Source organism: Novosphingobium sp. MMS21-SN21R, assembly GCF_031846015.1.
In the GTDB taxonomy this organism is placed as follows: Bacteria; Pseudomonadota; Alphaproteobacteria; order Sphingomonadales; family Sphingomonadaceae; genus Novosphingobium.
Genome location: NZ_JAVRDU010000001.1, coordinates 374218 through 389857, shown reverse-complemented (window position 1 = coordinate 389857; position 15640 = coordinate 374218). Strand labels below are relative to the sequence as shown.

Here is a 15640-nt window from a genome sequence, read left to right as displayed (position 1 = left end):
ACAAAGTGTTCCAGTGGCCCGGTGTGGGCCGGTATATCAGGCGACGGCCGACGCAATTCGGCGGACGGCTTCTTCAAGTTTTGCCTCGTCGGCGGCAAAGCTGATGCGGAAGCCGTCGCGTCCGCCAAAGGCCGAAGCGGGGACGACTGCGACGCCGCTTTCGAGCATATGCAGGCACATCGCCTCATCGTCGCCGAAGCGGTCCATCAACGGTGCGGCGTCGATCATGCAATAGAACGCACCATCGGGCACGGGCGTGCTGAGGCCGGAAATCGCATTGATTTGGGCAACCACCATGTCGCGCCGCGCGCGGAAGCGTTCGCGCCATGCGATGAGGAAATCCTGCGGGCCAGTGAAAGCAGCTACCGCAGCGGCCTGGCTGATCGAAGCGGGATTGCCCGAGGAGTGCGATTGCAGCCGCCCCATCGCGCCGATCAACCATGCGGGGCCGGCCGAAACACCGATGCGAAAACCGGTCATCGCGTGACTTTTCGATACGCCCGAGACGGTCAGGATGCGGTCTGCAAGATCGGGGCATTCCACCGCCAATGTGGCGTGCATGCCCTCGCCATAGCGCAGCGGCGCGTAGATATCGTCGCTCATCACCAGCACGCGCGGGTGTCGGCGCAGCACTTCGCCAAGCGCGCGCAGTTCCGCTGCGGGATAAGTCGCGCCGGTCGGGTTGCCGGGGCTGTTGAGCAGGAGCCAGCGCGTCGCGGGCGTGATTGCAGCTTCAAGCTGGCCGGGCGTGATGCGGAAACTGCCCGCCGCCGTGGTCGGCAGGTCCACCACAGACGCGCCGGTGAAGCGCACGATTTCGGGGTAGCTGACCCACCACGGGGACGGGATCAGCACTTCGTCCGCCGGATCGAGTGTGGCCAGCAGCGCGTGGAAAATCGCCTGCTTTCCGCCCGCGCTGACGATCACCTGAGCCGCCGGGACATCAATGCCGAGATCGCGCCTGAAGTGCAGCGCAGCCGCTTCGCGCAAGGCGGCAGTGCCCGCGACGGCGGTATATTTGGTGTCGCCCGCGTCGAGCGCATCCTTGGCCGCCTGAATGACATGGGCTGGGGTGGCGAAATCGGGTTCGCCGACCGAGAGCGAAATAACGTCGCGCCCCTCGGCGCGCAGTTGGATGGCACGGTCGGTGATGGCGGTGGTGCGCGAAGGCGCGATGCGCGCGAGAGCCTCGGACAACATATCAGGCCCCCAGCAGCCGCGCCGGTATCAGCCCGCGCAAGGCATTGCCGACGAGGAACCCGCCCGCCAGATCGTCCAGCGTCAGGTCTGCTTCCACCGCACGGCCCGCGTCGATCAGGCTGCGGCGCAGGACGCCTGGCAGCAGGCCGAGATCGGCGCGCGGGGTCAGCAGCTTGGCTCCACGTTCAACGAAAACGTTGGTGAAGGTGCCTTCGGTAATCAGCCCGTCATCGCGCAGGAAAAGGGCTTCCCCTGCTCCGGCCTTCTTCGCGGCGGCCAAGCCCGCTTCGTAAAACGCGCGGTCTGTTGTCTTGTGACGCAAGCGCCAGTCTCCGTCCGAAACCGGCAACGGCAGCACGGCGCAAGTAACCGCGTCCAACGGGGCAGGCAGGGCCGAAGCCTCAAGCGCGTGCGCCCCGCCTTTTGACACCACCAGCCGCACTTTCGATGGTGCATCGAGATCGAAGCACAGTGCGTGGATGGCGTTGCGGATGGCGTGGCGATCGAAGCTGAAGCCGAGCGCCAGCGCGCTCGCCTTCATCCGTTCGAGATGCAGTTCGAGCAGTTCGATGCCCTTCGCCGGGTCAAAGGCCATCGTCTCGATCAGGTCGGCATGGCCCGCAGTCAGACGCAAGAAATTCCCCTTTACCACGCATTCGCGCCATTCGCCGATCATCGCGGAATCGGCAACCACTGCCGAGCCGACGCCCATGACCGCGCGGCCTCCGGCAGCGCCGGGATGATCGCTGGCCAGGCGCACGGTGCGGATTGCCACATTGAACGCCGCATCGCCAGTGGGGTCGATCCGTCCGATCGATCCGCAATAGACCCCGCGTGCATCGCGTTCGGCCTGATGGATCAATTCCATCGCGCGAATCTTGGGCGCGCCGGTGATCGAGCCGCAAGGAAAGATCGCACGCAGCAGGCTGCGCACATCCTCGCCCGGCGCCAACTTTGCCCGAACCGTTGTCACCATCTGGTGGACGGTGGGATAAGTTTCGATGGCAAACGGCGCCTCCACCTTGACCGATCCGGCCTGCGAAACGCGCGAGAGATCGTTACGCATCAGGTCGACGATCATCAGGTTTTCTGCGCGGTCCTTCACGCTGGCGGAAAGATCGGCCTTGAACCGGGCGTCTTCCTCCGGCGTGGTCCCGCGCGGGGCGGTGCCCTTCATCGGGCGAACGCGCGCCTCGCCGCCTGCCAGTTTGAAAAACAATTCAGGCGAGAACGAGAGGTGCCAGTGCGCGCCGTCCCAGATCACCCCACCGTAACCCGCCTGCGCATCGCGCCGCACATCCGCATAGATCGCCAGCGGATCGCCGTCCCAAGTGCCGGTCAGCGGAAACGTTAGGTTCGCCTGATAAATGTCGCCTGCGCGGATCGCATCCTGAACGAGGCCGAATGCTCGCGCATAGCCACCGGCAGAAAGCGCGGCGCTCATCGGCCCGAGCCTGCCCGGTCCGGTCGCCTCGCGCGCCAGCCAGCGCTCGACCCCGGCGCTGGGCATACGGGTGACCGTCTCGAACCGTGCGAACCATACCAGCGGCCCTGCCGCTCCCGTGCGTCCGGGGGCGAGCGGGGCAAGACGCGGTTCGAGCGCGAGACCGGCTTCATAGGCGAGATAGCCTGCCCAGTTGCCCGGCGTGGCAGCAATCCGCGTCAGCGCCTGCTCCACCTCGTCCGGGCGGCGGGCAACCACGATTTCGAGCGCCTGCTCATAGAGGCGGGCGTCGCTGGCGCCTTCGCTGCGGGCGTCGTCGAGGAGGATGAAAGGGGCGCGGGTCATGGGCCTTGAATCGTAAGGTGTGGGGCGCTCTAGCCGTTCCCCGATGCGGATGCAAAAACCTCTCGCATGGCCGCCTTCCGCGCCCTAATCATCAGAGAAACGGAAGGGCTTTCAGGCATGGACGATATCTACCTCGGGCTGGCATCCAACGGCGAACGTCAGGTGCTGCGCCTGGGCCGCGCCAACCGCCACGGACTGATCGCCGGGGCGACCGGCACCGGCAAGACGGTAACGCTGCAGGGCATTGCCGAGCAGTTCTCCGCACGCGGCGTGCCCGTGTTCATGGCCGACGTAAAAGGCGACCTTTCGGGCATTTCGATGCCGGGCAGCCCGACCTTCAAGCACGCTGCCTCGCTGGAATCACGAGCCAGGGAACTGGGCATCACCGACTATGCCTATTCCGATAACCCCGCCGTTTTCTGGGATCTCTATGGCGAAAACGGCCATCCGATCCGAACCACTATTTCGGAAATGGGGCCGCTGCTGCTTTCCCGGCTGATGGGGCTGAACGATACGCAGGAAGGCGTGCTCAACATCGCGTTCCGCTATGCCGACGACAACGGACTGCTGCTGATCGATCTGCCCGATCTGCAATCGGTGCTGATGGCTTGCGCCGAAAATGCCAGCGCGCTCTCGGGCAAGTACGGCAACGTGTCCAAGGCCAGCGTCGGCACGATCCAGCGCCAGTTGCTTGCCTTCGAAAGCCAAGGCGCGGACCGCTTTTTTGGTGAGCCTGCGTTCGAGATCAACGATTTCCTGAAGGTGGACGATCAGGGGCGCGGCATGGTCAACGTGCTCGCCGCCGAAAAGCTGATGCAGAGCCCCAAGCTCTACGCGACGTTCCTGCTGTGGCTGCTGTCCGAACTGTTCGAGGCCCTGCCCGAAGTGGGCGATCCCGAAAAGCCGTGCCTGGTGTTCTTCTTCGACGAAGCGCATTTGCTGTTCGAGGATGCCCCGGATGCGCTGATGGACAAGGTTGAACAGGTCGTTCGCCTGATCCGCTCGAAGGGCGTGGGCGTCTATTTCATCTCGCAGAACCCGATCGACATCCCCGAGAAGATCGCAGGCCAGCTTGGCAACCGCGTGCAGCATGCCTTGCGCGCCTTCACCCCGCGTGACCAGCGCGCGATCAAGGCGGCGGCGGAGACTTTCCGCATCAACAAGGATCTCGATGTCGAGACGGTGATCACCGAACTGAAAGTAGGCGAGGCGCTCGTCTCGACGCTCAACGATGACGGCTCGCCCTCTGTGGTGCAGCGCACGCTGATTGCGCCGCCCCGCTCGCGGCTCGGGCCGATCACGCCGAAGGAGCGCGCCATCATTCAGTCGATCAGCCCGTTCGATGGCAAGTACGACACCGCTGTGGACCGCGAATCCGCTGCCGAAGTGCTGGCGCAAAAGGCCTCGGATGCCGCCGCCGCCGCACAGCAGGTGGAAGAGGAAGGCACGGACAAGCAACGCGCCGCGCCGCGCCGGACGACATCGATGTGGGAACGCGCGGGCAAGGCGGCGGCTGGCGCCGTGGCGTCTTCTGCAGGGGCAGTCATCGCCGCGCAGATCACCGGCAAGAAATCGCGCGCCGCACCGGTGGCCTCGGGCGTCACCGCCGTGGTCGGCTCCATCGCCACCTCGATCGGCGGCGAGGCTTTCGGGCGGTTTGCGCGCGGGGTTCTGGGCGGGCTGCTCCGCTAAGGTCGCAGAGCCCACCCGGCTGCGGTAACTTCCCCCTCCCGCAAGCGGGAGGGGTTGGGGGTGGGCCTCTTCCCGCTTACTTTCTCTTCGTGTTCACCCAGTCCGACAGACCCTTGAGGTAGAGCGGACGGATACGGGCTTTCTGCGTCAAGCCGCCGATCACGCGCTCGACCGGACGCGCAGCTTCGGCTGGCACCGATGCCTTGAAAGTTTCGAGCTTGGCGATCATCGCCGGGTCGTTCGACGTCTGGGCAAGGCTGGCGATGAAGGTCACTCGGCTTTGTGCATCGACCAGCGATTCCAGCCGCGTGCGATTGGCAACGGCGAAATCGTAGGTTGCCTCAGGGTGCAGGCCTGCCGCCGAGACGATCATCGCGGCGCTGGTAGTCTTGCCCGGCTCTTCGGTCAGCGCCAGATCGCGCGCGGCTGCGGCCAGCGTAGCATCCGCAGGACGCCCGAGCAGTGTGTAGAGGAACTGGCGCTCGACCGCCGAGTTCGACGCCGCCGCCATCTTGCGGATCGCGTCCCAGTCAGCCTTGGTGGCATTGCGCGCGACGATGTTGAGCCAGGTGGTCTTGAGCGGGCCGTCCATCGCCTTGGGGTTGGATGCCAGCGCGGCGAACTTGCGCTTGGCTTCCGCAACCACGTCCTTGTCGCCCATCGCGCCGAACCCGGCGATCATGGTGGAGCGCAAGTCCGCATCGGGCAGCGATTCGGTGGCCTTGGGATCGAAGCCCAGTGCCATCAGGCGGGGCTTGAACGTAGTGGCAGCGAAAGCGCCCAGCTTGCCCTGAACGCCCGGGTTCTTGTCCAGCGCACGCCATGCGCTGACGTAACGCTCGAAAGCGTTGCCCGCGACGACCGGATTGGCATTGCCCGGAATCGCCGCCAGCAGGTCCATCGCTGGCGCAAGCGGCTGATAACCGCTGGTCGAGAGCGCCATGTTGTCGTCCATCAAGCCGATCTGATCGACCGGCTGAAGCGTGGGCATCGCGGTCTTGAGCGCGGCCAGCATTTTGGGCGTGTAGAGCGAACGGTAATAGCCGAGCTGACCAGCATTGATCACGACCGGACCGCAACCCTTGACTGAAACGGTGGCCTTGGCACCATCGAGAATGGTGCGCGTCGGCTCGCCATTGCCTGCAGAAACAAGCAGCGGGACCTTCCACATCGTCGGCTTGGCGGCGACGTCATCCTTGCGGTCGATGCTGTATTCGCTCTGCTCGAGCATGACCGAGGTCATGCCCTTCTTGCAGGTCATGCCAGTGACCTTGACCAGCGGGATGCCGGGCTTGGTGGTGAAGTCGGCAGCAATGGCGGTGAGGCCGGGCGCGCCTGCCGCTTCCACCGCCTGCCACAGGTCCTTCGAGCGTGTGTTGCCGAACTTGTGATCGCGCATGTAGGCGCGCAGGCCATCGCGCCACACGCCTTCGCCGGCAAAGGCTTCGAGCATCGAGATGACCGCTTCGCCCTTCTGGTAGGTGATCGCGTCGAAGGCCTGGTTCGTCTCGTCGACGGTCTTGATCTCCTGCACGATCGGATGCGTGGTCTTGTAGGCATCGAGGTTCATCGCGGTTTCGCGGCCATCGACGCGTTCCAGCAGCGGGAACCAGTCAGGGTGGAAGTGCGCGGTGGCCTTGGTTTCCATCCAGCTGGCAAAGCCTTCGTTCAGCCAGAGATCCTCCCACCACGCCATGGTGACGAGATTGCCGAACCACTGGTGCGCCACTTCATGCGCCTGGGTTGTGACGATGTTCTGGCGCGCCGATGCGCTGGTGATCGCCGGATCGTCGAGCAGAATGCGCTCGAAAGTCAGGATCGCACCCCAGTTTTCCATCGCCGAGAAGAACTGCGATTGACCGGGCGCGGCGATGTTGTCGATCTTGGGCAGCGGATAGGCTTGGCCGAAATAGTCCGCGTAGAACGGGATCAGCGGTGCCAGTTCGTTGAGCGCGAAACGGGCCTGCTCGCCGCTGCCCTTGGGGCTGACGATACCCGCCTGCACGCCGGGCGCGGCGTCCTTTGCCATTCGCTCCCAATCGCCGAGGCCGAAGAACAGCAGGTACGACGACATCTTCTGGCTGGTGCCGAAAGTGACACGCTTGAGGCCCTTCCCGAGGTCCTCTTCCTTGGCGACCGGCATATTGCTGACCGCCATTTGGCTGGACGGGACCACTGCGGAAAGATCGAACGTCGCCTTGTAGATCGGCTCGTCGAACATCGGCGCGAAGCGGCGCGCGTCGGGTGCTTCAAACTGGGTGAACAGTCCGCGCACAGTCTTGCCGGTCAACTTGTCAGGGTAATCGAGCGCGAACAGGCCGTTGGCCTGCGTGTTGATCACGCCGGTATAGACCGTATCGAGGCGGTACTTGCCGGGGCTGAGCGGCTGCGCCGCCGAGAACTTCGCGGTCTGGCTGGCTGCGTCCATCGTGACCGTGACGGGCATCGCGGTGCCGCCGGCCGGGGTCAGCGTTGCCGAAGAAATTTTGAGGTCGAGCGCGTGGAGCGTGAGGAACGGGGTCGCCTCGGTCACTTCCAGATCGACCGACGATGCGCCGGAGAAGGTCAGCTTCTCTGCGTCAGGGGTGACCGAAATCGCGTAATGCGATGGGTGGGCCACGCGCGGCAGATCGGTGTGGACGCCCGCTGCGGCAGAGGGGTTTGCTGGAGCTTGCTGGGCGACGGCCGGAGTGGCGATGCAAGCAATGGACAGCGCGAGCGCCGAAACAAGTGAAATGGAACGCATGCGGATACGTACTCCCCGGCGCAATGAAGATTGGTTGCACTAGCAACCGGTCCCGCTCTCCGCGAGTCCTTTCGACGAACGACGATTCCGGTCCGACGAACGCCTGTTGACTGTGCAGCGCCCGGAATGACTGGCAGTTTAACCCAGCGGAAGCCGAACGGTTGCAACCAGCCCGACGATTTCGCCTTGCGGTCCGTGGCGATTGGTCAATGTCAGCGTGCCGCCATGCTGATCCGCAATGGCGCGCGCCAGCGTCAAGCCGAGGCCGGTGCCGCCAGTGCTGCTGTTGCGCGACGCCTCGAGCCGGGTGAACGGCTCCATCATCCGCGCGATGTCGCCTTCGGGAATGCCCGGCCCGTCATCCTCGATGCGCAGCACGGCGGCACGGCCTTCCTTTGCCAGCGTGACGCGCGCTCGCTGGCCGTAGCGCAGCGCGTTCGAGACAAGGTTGCGCAACGCACGCCGCAGCCAGGTGGCCCGGATCGGCAGGACCATACGGTCGGTGTCGCCCAGTTCCACCGCCTCGCCCATGTCCTCGAATTCGCCGATCACATCGGCGACGAGTGCGGACAATTCGTTGGGTTCGAGCGGATCGGAGGGACGACCAACGCGCGCCAGCGATAGAATATCGTCGAGCGAACGGTTGATGTCCTCGATCGTGGCGGCCATGCGCCCGCGTTCGACATCATCCTCGACCGCCTCGATCCGCACGCGCAGCGCGGCCAGCGGGGTCTTGAGATCATGCCCTATCGCACCAAGCATCACGTCCTTTTCATCGAGCATCGCCGCGATGCGCGCTTCCATCGCATTATGTGCTGCGATCAGGCCCTGAATGTCATCGGGACCGTCCGGATCGATCTGGCCTTCGAGCGTGCGGTTGCCTGCAAAGTCCTCCACCCGGCGAGTTAACGCCTTGAGCGGGCGGGTAATCCGGCGCAGGATCAGCGCCATTGCACCGACCAGCACGAGGTAGAGCACGATGGTCTGGCCGACGAGCGGGGCCAGCACGCGCATCTCGCCGCCTTCACTGAACACACGGGTCGAAACCCACTGGCCGCTTCCCTGGCGGACGGCGGCAATGACCAGGCGCGGCATCGGTTCGTTCGAGAACACGGCCAGTTCCCGGCGGTGGCGCTGCATGAACTGCATGCTCAGCGGATCTGCGAGTGGATTGCGCTCGAACACGACGACTTCAGCAGCATCGAAGCCCTGTGCGGTCAGAATCTCGGCCAGTTCATGCTCGACTCGCTCAAGGCGTGGTTCCCCCGGCCTTTGCGGAGATGTCTCGCCATGGCTGAGCCTGAACGGCGGCGGCACCCGGTCGTCGTCATCATTGCGGCGGGCGCGGCGCGATTCGGGCGGCGGGCCGAGGAGGCGAAACGCTGCGGAACTGACCATCGACGATTCACGGCGGTGGCTTTGTTCTTTCCAGATCAGGACCGCAGAAATTGTCTGCGCGACGAGCAGCGCGAGCGCGATCGACAACAGCACCTGCCCTTGCAGGCTGCGCGGCCAGAACCGCAGACGCGAAAAGACGGACTGCACCGCGTTCAGGCCTCTTCGGCCAGTGCGGGACGCTTGCGCACTTCGGCGGCAAGCATGTAGCCGCCGCCCCAGACAGTCTGGATCAGCAGCGGGTTGCGGCTGTCCACTTCGATCTTGCGGCGCAGGCGTGAAATCTGGTTATCGATCGCGCGGTCGAACAAATGCGCCTCGCGGCCCTGTACCATATCGAGCAGCCGGTCACGGTCGAGCACTTGGCGCGGGTGATCGAGAAAGGCCAAAAGCAGGCGGAATTCCGCCGACGATATGGCCACGACCGCGCCTTCGGCATCGATCAGGCGGCGCTTGAGCGGATCGAGCCGCCACCCCTCGAATTCATAAACAATGGCGTCGGCAATCTCACTCGACTGCTTGCTCGCGCGGCGCAGGACCGAGCGGATGCGTGCAACCAGTTCGCGCGGGTCGAACGGCTTGACCACGTAATCGTCGGCACCGATCTCCAGCCCGACGATCCGGTCGGTGGATTCGCCCTTGGCGGTGATGAAGATGACCGGCAGGCGTTTGGCCTCCACCAAGTGGCGGCACAGCGAAAGTCCGTCCTCGCCCGGCATCATGATGTCGAGCAGGACGATATCGCACCCGGTTTCCAGCAACCGGCTGCGTGCTTCGGCGGCCGTGGCTGCCTGCGTCACGACAAACCCCTGCCGGACCAGATAGTCCGCCAGGGGCTCGCGCAATGCCGGTTCGTCATCGACGAGGAGGACCCGGATCGGCATGTCGTTCATGGCATTCAGTTAGCCGGAGGAGGGGGCGGGGGTCCATCGCCCATTTCACCCATCCCGCCCATTGCGCCGTGCTTACCATGGCCGCGCATACCGCCCATCATGGCCTTCATTCCGGCGCGGCGTTCCTCGGGCGTGATCTTGCCGTCCTTGTTGGCGTCGATCTTGTCGAAGTGGGCCTTTGCTGCCGTATCGAACTCGGCGCGTGTTACGGTGCCGTCCTTGTTGGCATCAGCCATGCCGGCCATTTCATGACCGCTGCCCATCATGCCGCCACGGTGACCGCGACCATCGCGCTTGCCGCCATGCTCCATCTTTTCAGCGCCCATCTTGTCAGCACCATCCGGACCCTTGTGGTCCATCATCTGCTGGTGATGGGCGACAAACTCCTGGCGGCTGATCGCACCGTTCTTGTCGGCATCGATCTTGTCGAACATCTCGCCCATCTTGGCTGCGCGATCTGCCTGATCGAGCTTGCCGTCGCCATTGACGTCATGCTTCGCCCAGATCTCGTCTGATTTGGCCTTCATTTCCGACCAGGTGATGGTTTTGTCGCCATCGGCATCCATCTTCTGGGCCGAGGCAGGCGCAGCGGCATAGAGCGCGACCGTAGCGGTCGCCATGACTGCAGCGGCTGCGGCAAACTGGAATTTCTTCATGTCAGGTGCTCCCATGAGCATAATAGGGGAGAAACTGCGGCCATCCGCCATTTGGCAAGGAGAGGGGGAGGGAAGCCTTGCCCAGGGGGGACTGGTAGGGGACGACCGCAGTTCCTGTATCCCCTAAATAGGAGCAGCTTGTCGCACGCCTATGCCGGGAAGACGGGTTCTTTGTCGCAATTTGTCGCGCATAGCGCGAACCGTTCATGTTCCCGCAAGACCCTAGGGTCAGGACCTATTACCTGCGCCTTCGAGGTTTGAAGCAAAATGGCCTGATGCAAGGCGGATGGGTGCAGGAATAGCCATTCTATTTCAAGCCCATCCAACGTAGCAGCTGGCCATTTTGGTCAAATCCCTGCGGGACGCCGGAATGGCTTCCATCTCGACCAGATACTCGCTTGGAAAGGCAGCCAGCCTTCCCGGCGCGAGTATCCGCCCGATATGTTCGCCATTCCGGCGCCTTGAAGGCGCAGGTAATAGGTCCTGACCCTAGATCAGCCCATGACGAATGCGTTGAGCTTGTTGCCATCGGGATCGCGGAAATAAGCGGCATAGAAGCCGCCACCACGGACGCCCGGTGCACCTTCGTCACTACCGCCGTTGGCAAGCGCGATGGCGTGCAGCCGGTCAACCTGCGCATTGTCCTTCGCCTCAAGCGCAACCATCACGCCATTGCCGACGGTGGCGGGATTGCCGTCGTGAGGCGCCATAGCGCCGATCCCTGCGCCGCCGCCGGGCGCGCCCCAGGCGATGGCAGTGGGATATTCCATCATCCGTCCGACGCCCAGTTCAGCCGCGATGGCATCATAGAACTTCGCCGCACGTGGCAAGTCGTTTGTGCCGACAGTGACGTAACCGATCATGGCAATCCTCCTTCGTTCCGATTCGCATAAGAACATTACGCGAACATTCAAGCACTCACAAGGTCGCGCAAGTCTCTTCGAGCCATGCCAGATCCGCGCCGGAAAGCTGCGGTGCGAGCACGGCCAAGACGGCGGCGTGATATTGGTTGAGCCACGCCAGTTCGTCGCCCGACAGCAGCGAGACATCAACCAGCGTGCGGTCAATTGGAGCAAACGTCAGCGTTTCGAACCCGTAGAACTCGCCCTCAGCGCCTGCGATCTCGCGACGTTCGACCAGCACCAGATTCTCGATGCGGATGCCGTATGCGCCGGTCTTGTAATAGCCAGGTTCGTTGGACAGGATCATGCCGGGAAAAAGTTCCTGCCCGGTCCCGGCCTGCCCGCCCGCCGCCTTGGCGATACGCTGGGGACCTTCATGGACCGCGAGGAAACTGCCGACGCCGTGACCGGTGCCATGCGCGTAGTCGAGGCCTGCAACCCAAAGGAACTGCCGCGCGAAACTGTCGAGCTGGCTGCCCGCCGTACCCTTGGGGAACACCGCCAGAGCGAGCGCGATGTGGCCCTTGAGCACGCGGGTGAAGCGGTCCTTAACCTCAGCAGGCGGAGCATCGGGGCCGATCCAGACCGTGCGGGTGATATCGGTGGTACCATCGACATACTGCCCACCCGAATCGACGAGGTAGACGCTGTTCCGCTCAAGCGTGCGGCTGGTTTCCTCGCTCACCCGGTAGTGGACGACCGCGCCATTGGGGCCTGCACCCGAGATCGTGTCGAACGACAGATCCTTGAGAAAACCGCCCTCGGCGCGAAAAGCCTGGAGGCGGTCGGCCGCAGACAATTCGGTGACGGTGCCGCCTGGCGCTTCCTCGCTCACCCAGCGCAGGAACCGCGCGATTGATGCGCCGTCACGCGCCTGCGCAGCGCGGTGGCCCGCCTGTTCGACCGGATTCTTGATCGCCTTGGGGAGGACGACCGGGTCGGTCAGGCCCGCGACCTTTGCGCCAGCGCCTTCAAGCGCGTGGAAGATCGCCGCCACCGCGCGCTCGGGATCGACCGCAACCTTTCGACCGCTCAGCGCCTGAAGCGCGGGTACGAAGGCTTCGCGCGGTTGCACGCGCACCGCGTTGCCAAGATGGGCGGTGAGTTCCGGGGTGACCTTTTCCGGCGCGATGAACAGGTCCGCCGTGCCATCGGCGTGAGCAATCACGAAAGACAGTGCGACCGGCGTGTGGTCCACGTCCGCGCCGCGAATGTTGAGTAGCCACGCGACTGAATCGAGCGCGGTGACCACGGCAGCATCGAGGCCCTTGGCGGCGAGCCATTCGGCCACGTCCGCGCGCTTTTGCGTGGCGGACTTGCCCGCGTATGCATCGGCATGGGGCACCGCCGGGGCGAGCGAGGGCGCAGGCTGGTCCTGCCAGACCGCGTTAACAGGATTGGCGGACACGGGAACGAGGGTCGCCCCGCGCGCGTCCAGCGCCGTGGCCACGCCATCGGCCCAGCCCTTGGCGTGGAGCCAGGCGTCATAGCCGATGCGCGAGCCTTGGGGCGCGTGTTTTCCGAGCCACGCTGCCACACTCGTCTGCGGCACCGATTCATAAGACCACAGCTTGCCGTCCACCTGATCGCGCACTTGCAGCGTGTAACGACCGTCGACGAAGATCGCGGCTTCATCCTTCAGCACCACGGCCGTGCCTGCCGAACCGCCGAAGCCGGTCAGCCATTCGAGCCGCTGCGCGTAGGCACCGACATATTCGCTCATGTGTTCGTCGGAAATCGGCACGACGAATCCGTCGAGGCCGTCCGTGGCCATTTGCTTGCGCAAGGCATCGAGGCGGGCTTCGTGAGTTTGCATCAACATGGAACTATTCCTGAAAGCGGGTCTGCCCGCCTTGCGGGCATCATGCAGCCAACATAGATGCGAGGGATGACCATTGCCACACCTCCTGTCGCCCCGCCCGTCGCAGCCAAAAAACCGCACAGCTTCACCCACCACGAGATCACCGTGGCCGACGATTATGCGTGGCTGCGCGATCCCGGCTATCCGGAGGTGACCGACAAGGCGGTGCTCGCGCACCTCGAAGCCGAGAATGCCTGGTTCGAAAGCCGCATGGCAGAGCGCAAGCCGGTGATCGACGCGCTGTTCACCGAGATGCGCGCGCGCATCAAGGAGGCCGACAAATCGGTGCCGCAAAAGGACGGCAACTGGCTGTACTGGATCGAATACGAGGACGGCGCCGAGTACAAGAAGTGGTGGCGCAGGCCAGTCGGTTCCGCCGATGACGGTAGCGCGGACGAACTGATCCTCGACGAAGTGGCGCTGGCGGACGGCCTCGAATACTTCCGACTGGGCGCGATTGCCGTGTCGAGCGACGGGACCAAGCTGGCGTGGTCGGTGGACGACAACGGATCGGAGCGCTTCACTGCGCGGATCAAGGTGATCGCCACCGGCGAAGTGCTGGCCGACGAGATTCCCGGCACGCTGTCCGGCCTGATCTGGGTGAAGAACGACACCGGCTTGGTCTATTCGCTCGCCAACGAGAACTGGCGCACCGACAATGCACGACTGCACTGGATCGGTCAGCCGCTCGAAAGCGATGTCGAACTCTACCATGAGGACGATGAGGGCTTCCGCGTCGGCGCTGCCCTTTCGGCCAACGAACAGTGGCTGATCATCTCGACTGGCGATCACGAGACCGGCGAGACGCGGCTGGTGCCCGCATCCGATCCGCTGGCGACGCCGATCCTCGTCAAGGCACGCCAGAAGGGCGTGGAGTATGACGTCGATGAGCGCGATGGCGTGCTCTATATCCACACCAACGACACACACGAGAACTTCCGCCTCGCCACCGCGCCGCTGTCCGATCCGGGCACTTGGTCCACGCTGATCGAGGGCACGGACGAATTCTACCTGACCGGGTTCGAGCTGTTCCGCGATTTTTACGTGATCGATGGGCGGGTGCGCGGATTGGACCGGATCGAGATCCGTTATTACGACGACCCGGCGCGGATCGAACCGATCAAATTTCCCGAAGCCAGCTACGAAGCCTCGTTGGGCGACAATCCCGAATGGGCGATGGACGTGCTGCGCGTCGGCTATGAATCGATGGTCAGCCCGGCGTCATCGTTCGATTACGATGTGAGGACGCGGGAGCTTACCTTGCTCAAGGTGCAGGAAATCCCGAGCGGCTATGAAGCCTCGCTTTATGAAACCGCGCGGCTGGAAATCGCGGCGCGCGATGGCACGATGGTGCCGGTATCGGTAGTCTGGCGTAAGGACCGCGAGCCGGGTGGGCCGCTGCACCTCTATGGCTACGGCGCTTATGGCATCTCCATCGGACCGGGCTTTTCGACTACGCGGTTGAGCCTTGTCGATCGCGGTTTTGCTTATGCCATCGCGCATATCCGCGGCGGCGACGATTTGGGCCGCGCCTGGTACAAGGCGGGCAAGCTCGAGGCGCGCACCAACACCTTCAACGATTTCGTGGATGTGGCCAGAGGCCTGATCGAGCGCGGCTTTACCAAGGCCGGGAAGATCAGCATTTCGGGTGGATCGGCAGGCGGCGAACTGATGGGCGCGGTGATCAATTCCGATCCGGACCTGTGGGGCGCGGTGGTGGCGCATGTGCCATTCGTCGATGTTCTCGCGACGATGCTCGACGAAGATCTGCCGTTGACGCCGGGCGAATGGCCCGAATGGGGCAATCCGATCGAGGACAAGGCGGCGTTCGAGCTGATCCGTTCCTATTCGCCCTACGATCAGGTCCAACCGCAGCACTACCCCCCGCTTATGGTCACCGCAGGCCTCAACGATCCCCGTGTTACCTATTGGGAACCGGCCAAGTGGGTGGCCAAATTGCGCGAACTGAAGACCGACGGCAACGAACTGATCCTCAAGACCAACATGGGCGCAGGCCACGGCGGCAAGTCGGGCCGGTTCGAGAGCCTCAAGGAGACGGCCGAGGAGTTCGCGTTCATCCTGTGGCAGCTGGGTGTCTACGCGTGAGCAACAGCCACACCCTCACCTTCACTGCCGGGCCGGAACACATTGACGAGCTTGGGCATGTCAACAATGCGGTCTGGGTGAACTGGATTCAGGATATCGCCACCAGTCACTGGTCGGCTGTGGCAAGCGAAGAGCATCAGCGCGCCTATGTCTGGGTCGTGACCCGGCACGAGATCGACTATCGCGGCAACGTCACGCTGGGCGACACAGTCGAGGCGGTGACCTTCATTCCCGAAGGCCCGACCGGGGCGCGGTTCGACCGGCGCGTCGATTTCACCAATGCAGCAGGCAAGGTAATCGTCAGCTCAAGGACAACCTGGGCCTTGCTCGACCGCGCTTCGGGGCGCCTGCTGCGCGTGCCAAAGGAAGTGGCCGCACCGTTCCTGTCTTAGGGTCAGGA

The 15640-nt window shown here is 64.0% G+C and carries 11 protein-coding genes; 3 read left to right on the top strand and 8 right to left on the bottom strand.

Annotated elements, in window-relative coordinates; genetic code table 11:
- Window positions 1-36: 36 nt before the first annotated feature.
- Window positions 37-1200, bottom strand: a complete 1164-nt coding sequence (locus tag RM192_RS01880; protein WP_311505842.1) for a pyridoxal phosphate-dependent aminotransferase — start codon at window positions 1198-1200, stop codon at window positions 37-39.
- Window position 1201: 1 nt separating this feature from the next.
- Entirely contained in the window at window positions 1202-2989 is a 1788-nt protein-coding gene (pabB, locus tag RM192_RS01875; RefSeq protein WP_311505841.1) for an aminodeoxychorismate synthase component I, read from the bottom strand.
- 117 nt (window positions 2990-3106) lie between these two features.
- Between pabB and RM192_RS01870 the strand changes: the two genes are divergently transcribed.
- On the top strand, window positions 3107-4681 hold the full coding sequence (locus tag RM192_RS01870) for a helicase HerA-like domain-containing protein (protein ID WP_311505839.1): 1575 nt from the start codon (window positions 3107-3109) through the stop codon (window positions 4679-4681).
- A 76-nt stretch (window positions 4682-4757) separates the two neighbouring features.
- Here the strand turns inward: RM192_RS01870 and RM192_RS01865 are convergent, their stop codons facing one another.
- From RM192_RS01865 to RM192_RS01840, 6 genes are all read right to left on the bottom strand, one after another.
- Complete coding sequence (locus tag RM192_RS01865; protein ID WP_311505838.1) at window positions 4758-7427, bottom strand: M1 family metallopeptidase; 2670 nt, start codon at window positions 7425-7427, stop codon at window positions 4758-4760.
- Between the two features lie 138 nt (window positions 7428-7565).
- Window positions 7566-8972: an ATP-binding protein gene (locus tag RM192_RS01860; RefSeq protein ID WP_311505837.1), complete on the bottom strand. Its 1407-nt coding sequence runs from the start codon at window positions 8970-8972 to the stop codon at window positions 7566-7568.
- 5 nt (window positions 8973-8977) lie between these two features.
- Window positions 8978-9715, bottom strand: a complete 738-nt coding sequence (locus RM192_RS01855) for a response regulator (RefSeq protein ID WP_311505835.1) — start codon at window positions 9713-9715, stop codon at window positions 8978-8980.
- 5 nt (window positions 9716-9720) lie between these two features.
- Window positions 9721-10371: an EF-hand domain-containing protein gene (locus RM192_RS01850; protein ID WP_311505834.1), complete on the bottom strand. Its 651-nt coding sequence runs from the start codon at window positions 10369-10371 to the stop codon at window positions 9721-9723.
- Window positions 10372-10865: 494 nt separating this feature from the next.
- Window positions 10866-11234 (bottom strand): VOC family protein, encoded by a 369-nt coding sequence (locus RM192_RS01845; protein WP_311505833.1) that lies wholly within the window; start codon window positions 11232-11234, stop codon window positions 10866-10868.
- A 55-nt stretch (window positions 11235-11289) separates the two neighbouring features.
- Window positions 11290-13089, bottom strand: coding sequence for an aminopeptidase P family protein (locus RM192_RS01840; RefSeq protein WP_311508548.1), 1800 nt, complete (start codon window positions 13087-13089; stop codon window positions 11290-11292).
- A 63-nt stretch (window positions 13090-13152) separates the two neighbouring features.
- Between RM192_RS01840 and RM192_RS01835 the strand changes: the two genes are divergently transcribed.
- On the top strand, window positions 13153-15240 hold the full coding sequence (locus tag RM192_RS01835; RefSeq protein ID WP_311505831.1) for a S9 family peptidase: 2088 nt from the start codon (window positions 13153-13155) through the stop codon (window positions 15238-15240).
- Window positions 15237-15632 (top strand): acyl-CoA thioesterase, encoded by a 396-nt coding sequence (locus RM192_RS01830; protein WP_311505830.1) that lies wholly within the window; start codon window positions 15237-15239, stop codon window positions 15630-15632. The genes RM192_RS01835 and RM192_RS01830 overlap by 4 nt, the downstream gene beginning before the upstream one ends.
- Window positions 15633-15640: the final 8 nt, after the last annotated feature.